Origin of the sequence: Arminella tubonensis (assembly GCF_003240585.1) — a bacterium.
GTDB classification, from domain to species: domain Bacteria; phylum Pseudomonadota; class Alphaproteobacteria; order Rhizobiales; family Rhizobiaceae; genus Rhizobium; species Rhizobium tubonense.
Genome location: NZ_PCDP01000001.1, coordinates 291,335 through 309,804 on the forward strand (window position 1 = coordinate 291,335; position 18,470 = coordinate 309,804).

Genomic DNA, 18,470 nt, shown 5'->3' on the forward strand with positions numbered 1-18,470 from the left:
CGTGGCCACCCAGTCGAAATCGTCGATCTTGCCAACCGTCAGGGTTCAGCGCGAGGATTTCGATCTTCAGGCCGAGGTGGCGCTGCTCTCAGTTGGTCGCCACGATATTGGCGCGGTCGTCACCTTTTCCGGCCTTTGTCGCGACGAAGGCGGCCGGTTGGAAGCCCTGGAACTGGAACACTATCCCGGCATGGCGGAAGCGGAAATCACCCGCATCGCCGATCTCGCCATCGAGCGCTTCAGTCTCGGCGGCCTGACGGCGATCCATCGATACGGCACGATCCTGCCCGGCGAGAATATCGTGCTTGTCATCGCCGCTGCGTCGCATCGGCAGGCGGCCTTCGACGCCGCAAATTTCGTGATGGATTTCCTGAAGACATCCGCCCCGTTCTGGAAGAAGGAACACGGTCAGGACGGCAAGGCCGGCGACTGGGTCTCGGCAAAGGATGCCGACGACGCGGCGCGGACCAAATGGACGACCGACAGATAGTCATCAAGGGATAGCGCGCTCGCGACGACTGAGAACCAGCAGGAAGACGAGCAGCGTGAAGATCACCATATCCCGCCAGACGATTGGGCCATAAGCGCTCCACATCGTCTCGATCACGCCCAACACGGCCGCGCCGCCGGCCGATTTCAGCGGGTCGGAATATCCGCCGACCGCCGCTATCAACAGGACCTTCAGGCCGAACATCAGGCCTGCACCAAAATCCATCGTCCCGTAGTAGGATGTCGACAGGATGCCGCAAAGCGTGGCGACCAGGGCAGATGCTCCGTAGGCCATGAGAAAAACACGGCGGGCGCTGGTACCGCAGAGTTCGGCTGCGAGTGCGTCGTCCGTCACCGCGCGCCATATGCGACCCCACGAGGTATAGCGGAGGATCGCCGCGCCTATCAGCACGATCACTACCATCAGGCCTACGTTGATCAACTGGATCTCGGTCAGGGTCACTTTAAAGGTGCCGTCGCTCCAGAAGACGATCGGCGTGTTGAGGAACGGCGGCAGCCAAATGGTTCGCGTATCGGAGGCAAGCCTCGCCGTTTCCATCAGCACTATCATCACGCCGAGGGCCGCAACGATGACCGTGTTGGGCGATTTCCTGACCAGCGGCAGAATGATCGATCGACCGACGAACAGCCCGACCCCCATCGTGTAAAGAAATGATATCGCGGCGCCCAAGGCAAGCGCCGCCGGCAGGACGAGGATCAGCCTCGAATAACCGAGGTCCGTGAACAACAGCAGCATCTGGCCGGAAAAGGCAAAAAGAGCGCCATAGGTGATGTCGGCCCGGCGCGTCACCCCGAAGGCAATGGCATAGCCGAAGGCCAGCGTCGCATAGAGCGCCGCTAGCGGAATGGCATTCGCCAGTTGCTGCAACAGATAGGCCACGAGAACTCCCAGGACGACGTAAATAATAACTGGCAAAATCAGTTTTACCAGTTATATTTTCACCATGAGCTTTTCCTGGACTCCACATCGTTTTTCCGGGGGCGCGCTTGCCCTCGACGTCGCCAACAGCGTCATCCTGCGCCATGATGAACTGCGCCGGATCGACCGCTTCGATGCGCCCGGACAGTTGGAGAGCTTCCCGAAGGCTGCTCAGAATTTTTGTGCCGAACGGACGCTTTTCGGCGATATCCGGCCGGTACCGCTGGAGAACAAGGCGGCGTTCGTCGAGCTGCGTGAGGCGATCGACCGCTATTTTCGGGCTCGGATCCTCGGCGCGGAGGGCGATGGCCTGCTGGCGGATCTGCTCGATGCCCTGTCGAAGACCTTGCGGCAGGCAACCGCGCTAAACGGGCTGGATAGGGCGACAGTGCGCTCGACGCTGCGGCTGCTTGCCATGCCCGATGAGGACCGAATGAAGATCTGCGGCAATTGCGGCTGGCTGTTCATCGATCGCAGCAAGAACAGGAGCCGGGCCTGGTGCGACATGGCGGTCTGCGGCAACCGCGCCAAGGCAAGCCGGCACTACCGCAGAAAGAAAGAGGGGAGCTCGCCATGAAGGCTCGAATGATCACCACAATCACACTGGCCGCAACTCTCGCGCTCGCGGGCTGCCAGCGGCAGGCGGACGACGGTCCGACTGAGCTTAGCGGCCGGCTTTTCGTTTTCAACTACCGCGTCTCGGCTGCGAGCTACATGATCGTGCTCAAGAAGAAGGCGCCGATCCCGGAGGGAAGCTTTGCCGTCGCCGAGTTCGAGAACCCGATGGGCGGCGACCCGATCATCGTCAAGGAGAAGATCTTTCCCTTCTGGGACAAGATCACGCTGGAAAGCCCCGATATCCATTGCGTCCGCAAGGATCGCCCCTACTCGGTCTCGATCACGCTGGTCGATGCCTCGGGCAAGACGATCCAGACCATCAAGACCCAGGTCAAATCCGATCTCGACCAATCGGTGCTGGCCGCCAAGCCGCTGGTTGTCGGGCCGGTCTACACGAAGAATCCCGACGTCTTCAAATCGGATGGCACCGCCGATTTTTCGCCCGACGCCGCCTGCCCGGCAGCCTGAAACAGGCATAGAAAAAGCCGGGACGCGAACGACCCGGCTTTCATGATTCAATTCAATGCGTTCAGCCGACGGGCTGACGAATTGATTCAGCCAACGATCTCGGTGCCCGAGAACCAGTAGGCAATTTCTTCGGCCGCTGTTTCCGGAGCGTCGGAACCATGAACCGAGTTCTCGCCGATCGACAGAGCATGGATCTTGCGGATCGTGCCTTCGGCAGCGTTTGCCGGGTTGGTCGCGCCCATGACGTCGCGGTTCTTAAGGATGGCGCCTTCGCCCTGGAGAACCTGGACGACCGTCGGGCCGGAGGTCATGGATTCAACGAGTTCGCCGAAGAAAGGGCGATCCTTGTGAACGGCGTAGAAACCTTCGGCTTCGCGCTTGCTCATCCAGACGCGCTTGGAGGCGACGACGCTGAGGCCGGCATCTTCGAGAATCTTGGTGATGGCGCCCGTCAGGTTGCGCTTGGTTGCGTCCGGCTTGATCATCGAAAACGTACGTTCAATCGCCATGGGAAAATCCTTTGTTTCACTTGAAAAGTGGGGGGTCTTTACCCGCCCTGTAGGCTGAAAACAAGGGGCATGCGCCAATTTCACGCTGATGTCACAGTCCGAAGCAGCCGCAGCGACGGGCGGCCCAGGCAAAGGCGAACAATCGCCCAAACTGCAACCTGGCATTAACCTCGCCCGTAGATTGAACCCGAAAATGGGTTCGATATCGACACATGTTTATCCAGTTTTAACTGCCGTGATTGCAAACCTTGCAGAAAGGACGCGGCAGCAACGGCGGCCGAGGTAGATCAGGGGTCAGTGATGAAACAATCTCAGGCGAGCGCAGTCGCGCATCCGGCAAGTCATGGTTCGAGCCCGCCGGCCGACCTGCAGAAGATTGGCCAATACATGGCGAAACTGAAGGTTCAAGGTCTGCCGCGCAACTACCAGCTTTTCCACGAAGCCCTCTTCGGCCACGAGCGTGAGATCGGCGTTGAAATTGCATCGCTCGGCCTCAATCCATCGCAGTCCATGCTCGACAAGATCGGCCTGAAGTATCGGCTGGTCAGCCATTGCGGCCTCGTTGCGGAGAAATCGCAGACCGATGCGGCGCAGATGCTGCGCGAGGTCGCCGAACAATTGGCGGAGGGTCTGCAGAAGAAGCGGGGCTTTGCGCGCGCGGTCGAATCCGTGTCTCAATCCGTAACCGAAGAATCCAACCAGAGTTTTGCAACTTTCGTTGCCGAGATGGATTTTCTCAACGCGTCGCTCACCAACCTGATGCTCTATGAAACGGAACTCACGGAGAAGCTGAAGGACGGAATGGAACGGCTGGAGACCCTCGAAAAGGGTCAGGCCGCCATGCGCGCTGCCACGATTACCGACCGCATTACCGGCCTGCCCAACCAGATGGCCCTCGCCCATCGCATGGCCGACCTTTACGAGAGCGACGGCGGCGCGGCCGCAACGGCACTACTGCTGGTCGACATCGACGATTTCCGGGCATTCAACACCAAATACGGCCCGCAGCCGGCAAACCAGATGCTGAAGAAGCTCGGCACCGTGTTTCGCAACGCGATCAAGAAGCACGATTTCGTTGCACGCATGGGCGGCGATGACTTCGGCTTTCTCTTTTCCGGCGTCGATGCACATGATGCGCTGGCAATCGCCAAGCGGCTCCGCGCGTCGGTTGAAGAGAACCTGGTCTATGTGACCTCCGACAGAGCCGACCCGGGCAAGCTTACTGTCTCCATCGGCATAGCGCTCAGTAGCGATGCCAGTTCCGCCTCACATCTGATGGCTCATGCCGAGGCGACGCTCGCCGCTGCGCAGAGCAACCGCCGGCAGCCGATTCAACTGTTCACACACGAAATGCGCCGTTAGAACGGGCTTGCGTTGCACGCGTGCAATGCAGCAAAGATCTGATGTGTTGCTGCATCACACTTGCCTTCCTCGTCGAGTTCGGCCAAAACCGCCCGATGATCACCCTGAACAACATTTCAGCCCGCATTGCCGGGCGTCTTCTCATCGACCAGGCGAACTTGGCGCTTCCGGCCGGCATCAAGGCTGGCTTCGTCGGCAAGAACGGCGCCGGGAAATCCACGCTCTTCAAGATCATCACCGGCGACATGGAAAGCGAGACGGGCTCCGTCTCCATCCCCAAGAACGCTCGTATCGGTCAGGTCGCCCAGGAAGCGCCGGGAACCGAAGAGCCTTTGATCGAGATCGTCCTCAAGGCCGACAAGGAGCGAGAGTCGCTTCTGGCCGAAGCCGAGACGGCCACCGAGCCGCATCGTATCGCCGACATCCACATGCGGCTTGCCGATATCGGCGCGCATTCCGCGGAATCCCGGGCTGCCAGCATTCTTGCCGGCCTCGGCTTCGATGCGGAAGCGCAGTTGCGTCCCGCCTCGAGCTTTTCCGGTGGTTGGCGCATGCGTGTCGCGCTCGCGGCCGTGCTGTTTTCCGAACCGGACCTGCTGCTGCTCGACGAGCCGACGAACTATCTCGACCTTGAAGGCACGCTGTGGCTGGAAGACTATATCAGCCGCTATCCGCATACCGTCATCATCATCAGCCATGACCGCGACCTGCTCAACACGGCCGTCAACGCGATCGTTCATCTCGACCAGCAGAAGCTGACCTTCTATCGCGGCTCGTACGATCAGTTCGAGCGGCAGCGCGCCGAAGCCAACGAATTGCAGACCAAGGCCAAGGTGAAGAACGACGCGGCCCGCAAACATCTCCAGGCGTTCATCGACCGCTTCAAGGCCAAGGCATCGAAAGCCCGCCAGGCGCAATCGCGCGTCAAGGCGCTGGAGCGCATGGGCACAGTGTCTTCCGTCATCGAGGATCACGTCCAGGGCTTCAAGTTCCCCGATCCCGAAAAGGAAGCCGCCTCCCCGATCATCGCAATCGAGAACGGTTCGGTCGGCTATACGCCCGGCAAGCCTATCCTTGAGCATCTGACGCTGCGTATCGATACCGACGACCGTATCGCGCTGCTCGGCTCGAACGGCAATGGCAAGTCGACCTTCGCCAAATTCATTTCGGGCAGGCTCGATGGTTCGCCCGGTTCGGTAAAGGTGGCGCCGAGCCTGAAGATCGGCTTCTTCGCGCAACATCAGCTCGACGATCTTATTCCCGAACATACCGCCGTCGAGCATGTGCGCCGGCGGATGCCTGGTGCGACCGAAGGCAAGGTACGGGCCCGCGTCGCCCAGATGGGCCTTGCGACCGCGAAGATGGAAACGGCCGCCAAGGATCTCTCGGGCGGCGAGAAGGCCCGACTTCTGATGGGGCTTGCGGCCTTCGACGCGCCGAACCTGCTCATCCTCGACGAACCGACGAACCATCTTGATATCGACAGCCGTAATGCGCTGATCCAGGCGCTCAACGAATATTCCGGCGCTGTCATCCTGATCTCGCATGATCGCCACCTGATCGAAGCAACAGCCGACCGCCTATGGCTCGTCAAGGACGGGACCGTCACCAATTATGACGGCGACCTTGAAGACTACCGCAATGTCATCGTTGCCGGCGCCAGGAGCAAGGGCGGCAAGGGCAAAGGCAATGGCAGCGGCGAAGACAATCGCAGCAAGGCCGAGCAGCGGAAGGCCAATGCCGACAAGCGCGCCGCCTTCGCGCCCTTGAAGAAAAAGATCAACGATATCGAATCCTTGACGCAGAAACTGCAGAAACAGATTCAGCTTCTCGACAAAGAACTTGAAGACCAGGACATCTACGAAAAATTCCCTGATAAGGCCGCCGCCAAGGTCAAGGAACGCGCCGACGTGATCGCAAAACTTGCCAAGGCCGAAGCGCATTGGATGGAGTTGGCCGACGAGTACGAAAGTGCCATGGCGGGCTGAAATTCAGCCTGCTCTAAACTGATCATTAACCATAATCGGAAAATATGCGCTCAACTTTCAATGACATGTTGAGCGCGTCCGATGTATTCTCGCCTTTTGCTGGCAGGCCTAGCACTTACCCTTTCGCTTGCCGGCTGTGCAACCAAACCCGCCGGCGAGGCTTCCCTGAAGACCGCCTACGCAGCAACGCCGCCGCTTCAAAAGCCGCTCGACGCCAACGATCCCGTGGCAATGCGGCCGGATCAATGGAAGAGCGGCGAGAACGCCGGTCTTGACATGACGGCCACCCATTCAATCCCGGGGACACATCATCTGGCCGGGCGCACGATGACCGTGTCGTCGTTGCATGATATACAGCTCGCCGACAAGGAAGTGATCCTCACCTTCGACGACGGCCCAATGCCCGGCAAGACCGATCGGATCCTCGCAACGCTCGACCAGTTCGGCGTCAAGGCGGCCTTCATGATGGTCGGCGAGATGGCCGCGGCGCATCCGGAGATCGCCAAGCGCGTGCTTGCCGACGGCGACACCATCGGCAGCCACACCTATCGCCACCCCGATCTCGACAAGATGAGCTTCGACCTTGCCGTGGCCGAGATCGAGCACGGCGAAACTGCCGTCTCGAAGGCAGTGGGCACCGATGTCAACTTCTTCCGGTTCCCCTATCTTGCCGATTCGAAGCGCCTGCGGGCAGCCGTCGCCATGCGCGATATGGTGGTGATGGACGTCGACATCGACAGCAAGGACTATTTCAGCATCAAGCCGGCTGCCGTCATGCAGCGGACCATGGATCTGCTGCACAAGCGCGGCCGCGGTATCATCCTGATGCACGATATCCACCAGCGCACCGCCGCGATGCTGCCCACGCTGCTGACGCGCCTCGAAAACGAGGGCTACAAGGTGGTAACGCTGCAGTATCAGCGCCCGCAGGCTCCGAGCAACGTCGTCGCCATGGCCGAAATCCACGAGATTCGCTGATAGCTTGCCTTCGCCCGACGGCAAACCCACATGCAATGCATCCGCCGAGCCAGCTTGCCTCCGCGGATGCATTTTGCTTTGATCCGGCCTGCTCGAAATCTTCCTTTGTTCAACGGATATTCCATGAATTTGCATCTTGAACGAGACGACGATCCGCGGACATTGCTGTTTGTCGCAGAGAGAAACGCGCTGTCCGACCGGGCCTTGATCACGCCGGAATTCGAAGCCGACAAAAACGCGATCAAGGCAATGATCGAGCGCGATGACCGGCTGATCTATGCGGTGCGCCGGGGGAAATGGCTGTTCGACTTTCGCCGCAGCCAAGGCAATCCGCTCGGCGTGTGGCAAAGATTGCCGGCGGAGCTTTCGCCGGTACCGTCGGCACCATGGGAGCCGGTGTTCGATCTCGATGCTTTTTGCGCATCGGAGGGCAAACGCTGGATCTGGCGGGGTGCGGTCACCTGTCCCTGGGAGCCGACGCTGGTGCTTCTATGCCTTTCCGACGGCGGTTCCGATCTCGTGCGTTTGTTGGAGTTCGATTGCGAAACGAAAAGCTTCGTCGCCGGTGGCTTCGACACGCCGCCGGTTCGCGCGCACGCGACTTGGCTCAGCCGCGACGAGATCGCCTATTTCGGCTCGATCGATCGCTTCTCCGCCACGCAGTCGGGGTGGCCGCGGGTTGGGCGGAAGCTCAAGCGCGGTCAGGATCCCGCTGACGCGCCGATCCTTTTCGAGGCCGCCGATACCGACGTTTACGGCGCCTGCACGATCGTCGATCTTCCCAATAGCCCGGAGCCGAGCCCAGAGCTCATCCGCATCTTCATAACAGGCCACGATATCGGCAGCTGCAGCGCCTATATCGAGGACGCGGACGCCACATTGCGACGCATCGATCTTCCGAGGGATATCGATCTCCAGATCAATCACCGCCATTGCCTCTGGCTTGCGAAGACCGACGAGCGGGTCGGTGCCGGCAGCCTGATCCTGCAGCAGCTTCCGCGGCGGCCCTTCGAGACCGATGGCGCGCAGCCACGGGTGCTGTTTGCTCCTGGAGACCGGCAATCCGTGCAGCAATTCATGCTGATGCGCGAATGGTGCGTCTTCGTGATCTCGGACAATCTGCGGCCGCGCCTCTTCGTACTCGATCTTGCAATGCCGGACGCCGACATCCGCGAGATCGCCCTTCCCGAGAACCTGCAGACAGTGCAGGCGCGCCCGCTCCATGCCGATCTGAACCTCGGCGACGACACGCTTCAGGTCTATGGCGAGGGCTTCCTGCAGCCATCCGCCAGCTTTCAGCTGAACCTCTCCGACCGAGGCAAGCCACTGGAACTCTTGCCCGTCGCTGAAGCGCCGGCCTATTTCGACGCGACTGATATGACGTCCGAGCTGCTGGAAGCGACCTCCGAAGACGGGACGAAGGTGCCCTATCGGATCGTACTGCCGCGGGACTGGACGAGAGGCGAACTGCCGGTGCTGCTCTACGGCTATGGCGGTTTCGATGTTTCCCTGCAGCCGCAGTATTCCGGCGTCACCGGTCGCTGGCTCGAACAGGGCGGCGCCTATGTGCAGGCCTATATCCGCGGCGGCGGCGAGCTCGGGCCGAACTGGCACCGCACAGCCAAGGGTCATGGGCGGCATCGGGCTTTCGCAGATTTTGCCGCGGTCGCGCGGGATCTCGTGGCGCGCGGCTTCACGACACCGTCCCGGATCGCCTGCAACGGCGGCAGCAATGGCGGACTGCTGACTGGCGTGATGCTGACGCGCTACCCGCAAGATTTCGGTGCCGTCTGGTGCCAAGTGCCGGTGCTCGACATGAGCCGCTTCCATCTCTTTCCTGCGGGCAAGGCCTGGATGGACGAATACGGAAATCCCGACGAGCCGGCCGATCTCGACTACCTGCTGTCCTATTCACCGCTGCACAACGTCAAGCAGACTGCCGAGATCAGCTATCCGCCGATCTATATCGAAAGTTCCAGCAACGACGATCGCGTTCATCCTTCGCATGCGCGGCGTTTTGCTGCGCGGCTCGAAGAAGCGGGGCACCATCCGCTGTTTCACGAATTCGGATCGGGTGGTCATGGGGGCGACGGCGATACCGCTGAGCGCGCGGCGCGGGTCGCCATGGGCTACAGCTTCCTGAGGCGGACGATTGTGAAGCCTGGCGAGCAAGGATGAGCATAAAGCCATCGGTGGCCGAAAGCTCGCCTTGTCCCTAGGCTGCTTTCTGCTAAAACAGCGCCGATAAATCATACTTTAACAACCGAGCGAAGCACCATGTCCCCCATCAATCTCGCCATCGTCGGCGTCGGCAAGATCGTCCGCGACCAGCACTTGCCCTCGATCGCCGCCAATCCGGATTTCAAGCTGATTGCGACTGCCAGCCGCCACGGCACGGTCGACGGCATCGAAAGCTTCACCGCCATTGAGGACATGCTGAAAGCCGTTCCCGCGATCGACGCCGTGTCGCTCTGCATGCCACCGCAGTATCGCTACGAGGCAGCGCACAAGGCGCTTTCGGCCGGAAAGCACGTCTTCCTCGAAAAGCCGCCGGGTGCAACGCTCAGCGAGGTGGCTGACCTCGAAGACTTGGCGAAATCGAAGGGCGTGTCGCTGTTTGCCAGCTGGCATTCTCGCTACGCGCCGGCCGTAGAGGCGGCCAAGTCGTTCCTCGGCTCAACGAAAATCAACAGCGTCCATGTCATCTGGAAGGAAGACGTCCGTCACTGGCATCCGAACCAGGAATGGATATGGCAGGCGGGCGGTCTCGGCGTATTCGATCCTGGTATCAACGCGCTCTCGATCGTCACCCACATCCTGCCGAAGGCCATCTTCCTCACCGGCGCGACGCTGGAATTCCCGGAGAATCGCGACGCGCCGATCGCAGCCGACCTGCATTTCAAGAACGCCGACGACCTGCCGATTCACGCCGAGTTCGACTGGCGCCAGACCGGCAAGCAGAGCTGGGATATCGTGGCCGAAACCGATGCGGGACAGATGGTTCTGGCCGACGGGGGCGCCAAGCTCACGATCAACGGTGAATTGAAGTCGTCGGAGCCGGAACAGGAATATCCGTCGCTCTACCGCCGCTTCGCCGAGATCGTCAAGGCAGGCACATCCGACGTCGACCTCGCCCCGCTCCGCCACGTCGCCGACGCCTTCATGCTCGGCCGCCGCAAGTTCGTGGAAGCGTTCCACGATTGAGCCGAAAGCGCCGTTCGGCAACGCGAAAGGCCCGGTTATCCAGCCGGGCCTTTTGTATTCAGGGCCATTTGAGCGGCAGCCTCTAGAGCATTTCCGCTTTTCTTCGAATCGCGAAAACGTTCTAGCTCTTTGTCTTTACGCAATTCCGGACGCAAAACCGCTGTGCACTTTTGCTGGAATTGCTCTAAGCCTTTTTCTCCCAGCGCCCTTCCTGGGTCTGCTGCCAGTAGGTCAGCGCGTGGCCTTCGCCTTTCAGCTTCTTCCATTGCGCCCGGGCGCCTTGCAACTGCTCCTCGTCGTAGCCGTCGAACATGAAGACAATGCGGTCGTAGCCGTCGAGCGAGGCAGCCTCGGCGCCATCGACGAAAAAGCGGACCGTGGCGCCATTGGGGTTTTCGTCGGACAATGTTAGCAGGACCGGCTGGCGATCCGGCATGTCACCTTCATCGGTGCCGTGCGCCAGGAAGCTGTCCTCACGAAATGTCCAGAGATGCGCATCGAGCATATCGCGCCTTGCCGCATCTCGCGCCTGAACAGCAACCCGCCAGCCGCGCTCCACGCTTTTGTCGAGCAGCGGCGGCAGAGCGTCTTCCAGCTTCGATTCGGTCAGGTGATAGAAGAGAACCTCAGTCACATCGCTATCCGTATTCCGATCACTGCTCGTAATTCGCACGGACCAGCTCGTCGAGCAGACGCACGCCGAAACCCGAGCCCCAGGACTGGTTGATCTCGTCCATCGTCGAGCCCATCGCCGTGGCCGCGATATCAAGATGCGCCCATGGCGTCTCCTGGACGAAGCGCTTCAGGAACTGCGCCGCGGTCACGGATCCGGCGCTTCGCCCGCCGGTATTCTTCATGTCGGCAAACTTGCTGTCGATCAGCTTGTCGTAGTCTTTCCCAAGCGGCATGCGCCAGAGACGCTCATTGGTCGAGAGGCCGGCAGACAACAGCTGATTGGCAAGATTGTCGTCATTCGAGAACAGGCCGGCATACAGATTGCCCAGCGCCACCACGATCGCGCCAGTCAGCGTTGCCAGATTGATCATGAACTGCGGCTTGAAGCGGTCGTTGGTGTACCAGAGGGCGTCGCCCAGAACTAGGCGGCCTTCGGCGTCGGTGTTGATGATCTCGATCGTCTGCCCGGACATCGAGGTGACGATGTCGCCGGGGCGTTGCGCATTGCCATCCGGCATGTTCTCGACCAGGCCGATGACGCCGACCACATTGACCTTGGCGCTACGCGCGGCAAGCACGTGCATCAGGCCGGTGACCGCGGCAGCGCCGCCCATGTCGCCCTTCATGTCTTCCATCCCTGCCCCAGGCTTGATGGAAATGCCGCCACTGTCGAAGACGACGCCCTTGCCGACGAAAGCGATCGGCTTGTCCTTGGACTTGCCTCCCTTCCACTGCATGACAGCCAGGCGCGGCGGGCGAACGGAGCCCTGCGCGACACCGAGCAGCGCGCCCATGCCGAGCCGGCGCATTTCGCGTTCGGTCAGGATTTCCACCTCGACACCGAGCTTTTCGAGCTCCTTGGCCTTGGCCGCGAACTCCACGGGGCCAAGCACATTCGGCGGCTCGTTGACGAGGTCGCGGGCGATGTTGACACCTGCGGCAATCGCCTCGGAATCGGCAAACAGCTTCTTCGCCGCGGAGGCAGTTTCGGTAACGATCGTGACCTTGACCGGCTTCTGTCCGTTCACCTTGTCATCGTCGTCATTTTTTTTGGTCTTGTAGGTATCGAAGCTATAGGCGCGCATCAGCATGCCGAGCGCAAAATCCGCGGCGGCCTTGCCGCCGGCCTCAACCCCGGGCACGTCCAGAAAGATTGCGACCTTGTCGACATTCTTGACGCGCGCAGCGGCGCTGCCGCCGAGCTTGAGCCAATCGTGAGAAGACAGCTCCTGATACTTGCCGGTGCCGATGACGACGATGCGGTCAGCCGGCGAGCCTTCCGGCGCAACGATATCGAGTGAATTCAGTCCCTTCCCCTGATAACGGGCGACCCGCGCGGCCTTGGCAAAGATATTTGCAGGATCGGCGGTCGCCGCACCGGAGGGCAACTCTGCATCGATATCTTTAAGGAGAATAGCGAGGCCGCCGTTGAGCCGTGCCGATTTGGCAAAGGAAATCTCGAATTTCACTGACATGTCTACTCCGGTAAATGCGCGTAGGTGCAATATCTTACCCCGCGATCATTCAGGGTTTCGAAAACGAATACAAGCTTGCGGCGAGCAATACCCGGAACAAACACGCAAGCCCCTTCAAATTCCTGTCATCGTTGGCTATGATAATGTTTTTAGCCAGCACACCTATTTCCGTGCATGTCGGCATATTTTCGTGGACCAGTGTTTTGATTATCGATTTTGACGCCGATGGACGCGGCACGTCTCGCACATTATTAAGGCCGCGTACCGCGGGCGATGTCTTCGTCATCCTGTTTTGCCTATGGTGGCTGCTGCTTGCCGTCTTCAGCGCCTTTCCGCAGATCGACCTCGCAGTTGCCCGGATGTTTTTCCAACAGCAGCAATGCACGACGCTCGCGGCAACGCCGAAGATCTGCGGATATTTTCCCTACGGTGACGATCCCTATCTTCGCGCCCTGCGAGAAGCCCTGTTCCTGCTTCCCTATGTCGTCGCCGGGGCGATCTGCTGGATACTCTTCAATTGCCTGCAGCATCACGGCGCCACCTACAAAGCTGCAACAGCCCGCAATCTGAAGGTAGCGCTCGGCTCGCTGATCGTCGGACCTATCGTGCTCGTCAATTTTGGACTGAAGACATTTTCAGGCCGGCCGCGTCCGCGTCAAACCGACCTGTTCGGAGGGATGCTCGATTTCGTGCACGCGGGATCGTTCGCTGGAAAATGCGTCACCAACTGCTCCTTCATCTCAGGCGAGGCTGCGTCAGCTGGATGGCTGTTCTGCCTGATTTTCATCATTCCGCAGCCGGCGCGCTCGGCGCTTGCCCTGCCGATCGTCGCTGTTTCCATCCTCACGCCCGCATTGAGGGTCGCATTCGGCGGGCACTATCTGTCGGATGCCGTGCTTGGCTGGCTTTCTTCCCTTGTCGTATGCGCCGGCCTTTTCGCTCTATCTCAAACGACACACAGCGAAAAAATTTCCAAAGTTTAACGAAATTTTCTCAAACGGGTTGTCGCAAAAAAATAACAATGAGCGTAGAGGAGGATGAAACCTCGCTGTCGCTTCGCGCTGCAGCAAGGCCTCGCATTCAAGGGCCGGCATGAAGTTACTTGAGACATATATCCTTCGGCGTGTCGGCCTGATGTTTCTGGTGGCGCTGTTGCCGGTGCTTGCCATCATCTGGACCACCCAGGTGCTGCAGCGAATCAATCTCGTGACGGACAGCGGCCAGTCGATCGGCTCCTTCGCAAAGCTTGCCACACTTATCCTGCCGACCATCATTCCCATCGTGCTGCCGTTCGCCCTCGTCATCGGCATCACGCAGACGCTGACGGCTATGAACAACGATTCGGAGCTGACCGTCATGGAAGCGGCCGGCGCCAACCGAAGCGTCATCTTCCGGCCGATCATGCTGCTTGCCATCGGCATCAGCCTGTTCTCCTTCATCGTCGACAACGCCGTGGAACCGAAAGCTCGCGTCGTTGCCCGCCAGATGGTGGCGGAAGCCTATGCCGACCTTCTGTCGACGGTTATCGAGGAAAAGAATTTCCGGCGAATCGAGGACGGCCTCTACGTGCAGATATCGCAGCGGCTTTCCGGACGAATCCTGAAGGGCCTGTTCGTCGCCGATTCGCGCGATCCCGCGTTTGACCTTCTTTACTATGCCAAGGAAGGTGCCGTGGATCCGAGCGGCACGTCGCTATTGATGCGGGATGGCGAAGTTCACCGCAAGACGGCCGATGGCAATGTCTCGGTGATCAAGTTCGACTCCTATTCCTTCGATCTCTCTGACCTGACCCAGAGCCGTGGGCAGGCGACGCTTCGCTCAGGCGACCGGGATCTGGGCTTTCTTCTCAATCCCGATCCGAACGACGCGGACTACAAGGCAAAGCCGGCCGGCTATAGGGCAGAGCTGCATCGCCGCCTGACCGAATGGGCGCTGCCGGCCATTTTCGCACTGTTTTCACTGGTCATTGCCGGCGATGCGCGATCGCACCGCGAAGCCCGCCTGCATCCCATGGTCTCGGCGCTGACGCTGGCATTCGCCCTTCGCTGGGCGGATTTCTATGCCGCCAACCAGATCGAGAACAATCCGAATTTCATCGGTGTTCTCTACGGGCTTAATATCGGCGCGATCATCATCGCCGTGATCCTGCTCGTTCGCACCAAGAAGCGAGCCATGCCGATAACGATCCGTACTCGCGTCAGCGGAATTTGGCTGAGGCTTCAGGCGTTCTTTGCCGCACGGGGCAGTTCGACCGGAGGCGGCGCATGATTTTCGGTACGCTCGGTCGTTATTTCTTCGTGCGCTACATGGTCACCACCTTCTGGTTCTTCCTGGGCGTGATCTCGATCGTCTTCCTCGTCGACTTCAGCGAAACCGCCGGTCGGCTTGCCGGTCTTCCAGGATATTCGGTGAGCGTCGGCCTGCTGATGACCGCGGTGAGGCTGCCGTTGATCATTCAGCAGACGGTACCGTTCATTGCGCTGTTTGTCGGCATGACGGTTCTGATCGCCCTCAACAGGCGATACGAGCTGGTGATCGCGCGCGCAGCCGGCATCTCCGTCTGGCAGTTCATGACCCCCTTCGTGGTCGGTGCCATCCTGATCGGCCTCCTGACGATGCTGGCGCTCAATCCCGTGGCTGCCTGGGGGCAGAGGCAATCGGAAGCGATGGAAGGCGACCTGCGCGGCGACCCGTCCTACCGCAATACGCTGACGGTCCCATGGCTACGCCAGATCAGCGGCAGGGACGACGTCATCATCGGCGCCAAGGCATTTACCGAGAATGGAATGTTGCTGACAAACCCGGTGTTTATCCACTTCGATTCCCACAACGACATCGTGCTCCGGCAGGATGCCGCATCGGCTAAGTTGGAAGATGGTTACTGGTTGCTTAAGACTGTTGTCGAGCGCCGGCCTGGCGAAATCCCGACGCACCTGGGCTCGGTACAGGTGCGCACCAATCTGAAACAGGATTTCGTTGCGCAGCGTTTGACGCAGCCTGAAACCATTGCTTTTTATGATCTTTCTAATCGAATAGCGATTGCAAAGTCTTTCGGTATCTCAACCAAGGCGTTAGAGACGCAATTTAACTCGTTGCTGTCGCAGCCATTGCTCCTGGTAGCAATGACTCTCATCGCGGCAACCGTGTCCCTAAAATTCAGTAGATTCAACCAATCGCGCTCCGTGATTCTGGGTGGAATCCTCTCAGGCTTCGTGCTTTATGTTGTCACCGTGCTTGTAAAAGCATTCGGAAGCAGCGGAGTGGTTCCCCCCTTTGTGGCGACCTGGATTCCAGTGATCGTCGCCTTGGCAATCGGAGCGACGATCCTGCTTCATCAGGAGGACGGCTAGTGGCGGTATCGAACCGCAAACCTATCAGGAAACTTATGGCTGCCCTGCTTACGGGCGCGGCTCTGAGTGCGTATGTCGTGAGCAGTCCTGCCGTCGTATACGGCCAGGACAGCACACCCGTGAAATCGATGAACGTCAAGGTGCCGGCAGATGCCAAGCTTGTTCTTTCGTCAAACGAGCTGATCTACAATAGGGACGACCAGACCGTTACCGCCAAGGGTGCGGTGCAGATCAACTATGGCGGCTACAAGCTTGTAGCCCAACGTGTTGAATATAATCAAAAAACCGGCCGGATGACGGCAACCGGCAATATCGAGCTGGTCAGCCCCGACGGTAATCGCATGTATGGTGACAACATGGATGTCACCGACAATTTCTCCGATGGCTTCGTCAATGCGATGCGCATCGAAATGCCTGACAATACCCGTCTGGCCGCCCAGAAGGGCGAGCGCGTCGGAGGCACGCAGATCGTCCTGACCAAGGGCATCTACACCGCCTGCCTGCCTTGTACCCAGGTTGGCAAGGCGCCGCTGTGGCAGGTCAAGGCACAGCGCGTCGTGCAGGACGGAGTGACACACACCGTCCGGCTCGAGCATGCAAGATTCGAACTGTTCGGGCAGCCGATCGCCTACATCCCGTGGATGGTCGTTCCCGACAATACGGTGAAGCGGAAATCCGGCTTCCTGTTCCCGAGCTTCAGCGTATCCGAGAATCTCGGCTTCGGCGTCAAGGTTCCGTATTACTACGTCATCTCGCCGAGCATGGACGCGACGGTGAGCGCGACCGAATATACGACCCAGGGCTTCCTGCTCGAGGGCGAATTCCGTCAGCGCCTTGAAAACGGTACATATACGATCCGCGCCGCCGGTATCGACCAGAACAAGCCAGATGCGTTTACCGCAAATACCAGTGACGCCGAGGCAACGACGCGTGGCATGATCGCCTCGAAAGGCGATTTCCAGATCAATCCACGCTGGTCCTTTGGTTGGGACGTGATGGCGCAGAGCGACAACAACTTCGCCCGCACCTACAGTCTTGAGGGTCTCAGCCAGAGCACCCACACCAACGACATCTATTTGACCGGGATCGGCGAGCGCAACTACTTCGATATGCGTGCTTTCTATTACCAAGAGCAGAACGCCGATAACAACAGCGTCGCGCAAAAGCAGCAGGCAATCGTCTATCCGGTTATCGACTATCACTATGTCGATCCGAAACCTGTCGCCGGCGGCGAGCTCTCCGCGAACTTGAACTTCACCAACCTCAGCCGCAATACGGCCTCTGCACTGGATCTCAGCTCACTTACCAGCAAGGATCGTTTCCTCGGGCTCAAAGGCGACACGAGCCGGCTGAGCGCCGAACTCCAATGGCAGCGCACCTTTACAACGGAACAAGGCCTGCTGTTCACGCCGCTTCTGGCTGCGCGTGGCGACGCCTTTGGCCTAGGCATGGACTCGCCGAGTACCCTCGGTTCGGCCTTCAGCTATGACGGTAATTACGACGACAACAGCACCGCCACGCGCGGACTGCTCACGGCAGGGTTCGAAGCCAAATATCCGATCCTGGTCTCGACAAGCAACAGCACGCATGTCTTCGAACCGATCGCACAGTTCTACGCGCGGAACGACGAACAGCTTGCCGGTCGTCTGCCGAACGAGGATGCGCAGAGCTTCGTCTTCGATGCGAGCAATCTGTTCAGCCGAGACAAGTTTTCCGGCTACGACCGTGAGGAAGGCGGCACACGCGCCAATGTCGGCATGCGGTATACCGGCAGCTTCGACAGCGGCTATCAGATCCAGAGCATCTTCGGCCAATCCTACCAAGTGGCTGGCAAGAACTCGTTCGCCAGCGACGACCTCGTCAATGCCGGCGCCGAATCAGGCCTTGAGGACAGCGTCTCCGACTACGTCACCATGGCAAGCCTGACCACACCGCAAGGTATCTCGCTGACGGGATCCTACCGCCTCGACCATAAAGACTTCGATTTCAATCGCGGCGACACGACACTTGGTTATTCGAACCCGGATTTCCAGACATCGGTGACCTACACCCATATCAAGGCGCAGCCGGAATATGGCTTCACGACGGATCAGGACGAAATCCAGACCCGTGCGCAGGTCAACTTCAAGGATTATTGGGCTGTGTTCGGCACGGTCAGCTATGACTTGAACAACAACAACGTCACGCGGCGCGGTATCGGCATGTCCTATTCGGACGAATGCACGGTCTTCAGCATCGCATGGCTTTCGAAGAGCGACACCGCCAACCAGACGGCCAGCGACTGGACGATCGGCGCGCGCCTGACATTCCGCACGCTCGGTGACGTCAACATCGGCAATGTCGGCGACACGACGTTCTGAGATCGAGAACAATAGTCGATCGGGCATTTTCGACCCGATCGACTATGTCATCCC

16 protein-coding genes are annotated in these 18,470 nt (G+C 59.6%); 12 read left to right on the forward strand and 4 right to left on the reverse strand.

Annotated features, from left to right (window positions below):
* Position 1: 1 nt before the first annotated feature.
* Positions 2-490: a molybdenum cofactor biosynthesis protein MoaE gene (locus CPY51_RS01525; RefSeq protein WP_111158283.1), complete on the forward strand. Its 489-nt coding sequence runs from the start codon at positions 2-4 to the stop codon at positions 488-490.
* 3 nt (positions 491-493) lie between these two features.
* Here CPY51_RS01525 and CPY51_RS01530 read toward each other — a convergent pair whose 3' ends face one another.
* The gene (locus CPY51_RS01530) at positions 494-1,390 is read right to left on the reverse strand and encodes a branched-chain amino acid ABC transporter permease (RefSeq protein WP_111158284.1); all 897 of its coding nucleotides are present in this window, start codon (positions 1,388-1,390) and stop codon (positions 494-496) included.
* A 64-nt stretch (positions 1,391-1,454) separates the two neighbouring features.
* Between CPY51_RS01530 and CPY51_RS01535 the strand changes: the two genes are divergently transcribed.
* Together CPY51_RS01535 and CPY51_RS01540 are read left to right on the forward strand one after the other, a co-directional pair.
* Complete coding sequence (locus CPY51_RS01535) at positions 1,455-2,006, forward strand: CGNR zinc finger domain-containing protein (RefSeq protein WP_111158285.1); 552 nt, start codon at positions 1,455-1,457, stop codon at positions 2,004-2,006.
* Positions 2,003-2,515: a hypothetical protein gene (locus tag CPY51_RS01540; RefSeq protein WP_111158286.1), complete on the forward strand. Its 513-nt coding sequence runs from the start codon at positions 2,003-2,005 to the stop codon at positions 2,513-2,515. The genes CPY51_RS01535 and CPY51_RS01540 overlap by 4 nt, the downstream gene beginning before the upstream one ends.
* Positions 2,516-2,601: 86 nt before the next feature.
* Here CPY51_RS01540 and ndk read toward each other — a convergent pair whose 3' ends face one another.
* The gene (gene ndk, locus CPY51_RS01545; RefSeq protein ID WP_111158287.1) at positions 2,602-3,024 is read right to left on the reverse strand and encodes a nucleoside-diphosphate kinase; all 423 of its coding nucleotides are present in this window, start codon (positions 3,022-3,024) and stop codon (positions 2,602-2,604) included.
* A gap of 300 nt (positions 3,025-3,324) precedes the next feature.
* Here ndk and CPY51_RS01550 point away from each other — a divergent pair, with 300 nt between their 5' ends.
* From CPY51_RS01550 to CPY51_RS01570, 5 genes are all read left to right on the forward strand, one after another.
* Positions 3,325-4,386 (forward strand): GGDEF domain-containing protein, encoded by a 1,062-nt coding sequence (locus CPY51_RS01550; protein WP_111158288.1) that lies wholly within the window; start codon positions 3,325-3,327, stop codon positions 4,384-4,386.
* Positions 4,387-4,481: 95 nt separating this feature from the next.
* Positions 4,482-6,374, forward strand: coding sequence for an ABC-F family ATP-binding cassette domain-containing protein (locus tag CPY51_RS01555; RefSeq protein WP_111158618.1), 1,893 nt, complete (start codon positions 4,482-4,484; stop codon positions 6,372-6,374).
* 81 nt (positions 6,375-6,455) lie between these two features.
* Positions 6,456-7,352, forward strand: coding sequence for a polysaccharide deacetylase family protein (locus tag CPY51_RS01560; RefSeq protein WP_111158289.1), 897 nt, complete (start codon positions 6,456-6,458; stop codon positions 7,350-7,352).
* Between the two features lie 123 nt (positions 7,353-7,475).
* Positions 7,476-9,530 (forward strand): prolyl oligopeptidase family serine peptidase, encoded by a 2,055-nt coding sequence (locus CPY51_RS01565; RefSeq protein ID WP_111158619.1) that lies wholly within the window; start codon positions 7,476-7,478, stop codon positions 9,528-9,530.
* 99 nt (positions 9,531-9,629) lie between these two features.
* Positions 9,630-10,556 (forward strand): Gfo/Idh/MocA family protein, encoded by a 927-nt coding sequence (locus CPY51_RS01570; RefSeq protein ID WP_111158290.1) that lies wholly within the window; start codon positions 9,630-9,632, stop codon positions 10,554-10,556.
* A gap of 184 nt (positions 10,557-10,740) precedes the next feature.
* Here the strand turns inward: CPY51_RS01570 and CPY51_RS01580 are convergent, their stop codons facing one another.
* Complete coding sequence (locus CPY51_RS01580) at positions 10,741-11,190, reverse strand: DNA polymerase III subunit chi (protein WP_111158292.1); 450 nt, start codon at positions 11,188-11,190, stop codon at positions 10,741-10,743.
* 19 nt (positions 11,191-11,209) lie between these two features.
* Entirely contained in the window at positions 11,210-12,706 is a 1,497-nt protein-coding gene (locus CPY51_RS01585; RefSeq protein WP_111158293.1) for a leucyl aminopeptidase, read from the reverse strand.
* A 203-nt stretch (positions 12,707-12,909) separates the two neighbouring features.
* Between CPY51_RS01585 and CPY51_RS01590 the strand changes: the two genes are divergently transcribed.
* From CPY51_RS01590 to CPY51_RS01605, 4 genes are all read left to right on the forward strand, one after another.
* Complete coding sequence (locus CPY51_RS01590) at positions 12,910-13,689, forward strand: phosphatase PAP2 family protein (RefSeq protein WP_111158620.1); 780 nt, start codon at positions 12,910-12,912, stop codon at positions 13,687-13,689.
* Positions 13,690-13,798: 109 nt separating this feature from the next.
* Complete coding sequence (locus tag CPY51_RS01595; RefSeq protein ID WP_111158294.1) at positions 13,799-14,974, forward strand: LptF/LptG family permease; 1,176 nt, start codon at positions 13,799-13,801, stop codon at positions 14,972-14,974.
* Positions 14,971-16,056: an LPS export ABC transporter permease LptG gene (gene lptG, locus CPY51_RS01600; protein WP_111158295.1), complete on the forward strand. Its 1,086-nt coding sequence runs from the start codon at positions 14,971-14,973 to the stop codon at positions 16,054-16,056. Before CPY51_RS01595 ends, lptG begins: the two co-directional genes overlap by 4 nt.
* Positions 16,056-18,416: an LPS-assembly protein LptD gene (locus CPY51_RS01605; protein WP_111158296.1), complete on the forward strand. Its 2,361-nt coding sequence runs from the start codon at positions 16,056-16,058 to the stop codon at positions 18,414-18,416. The genes lptG and CPY51_RS01605 overlap by 1 nt, the downstream gene beginning before the upstream one ends.
* The last annotated feature ends 54 nt before the right edge of the window (positions 18,417-18,470 follow it).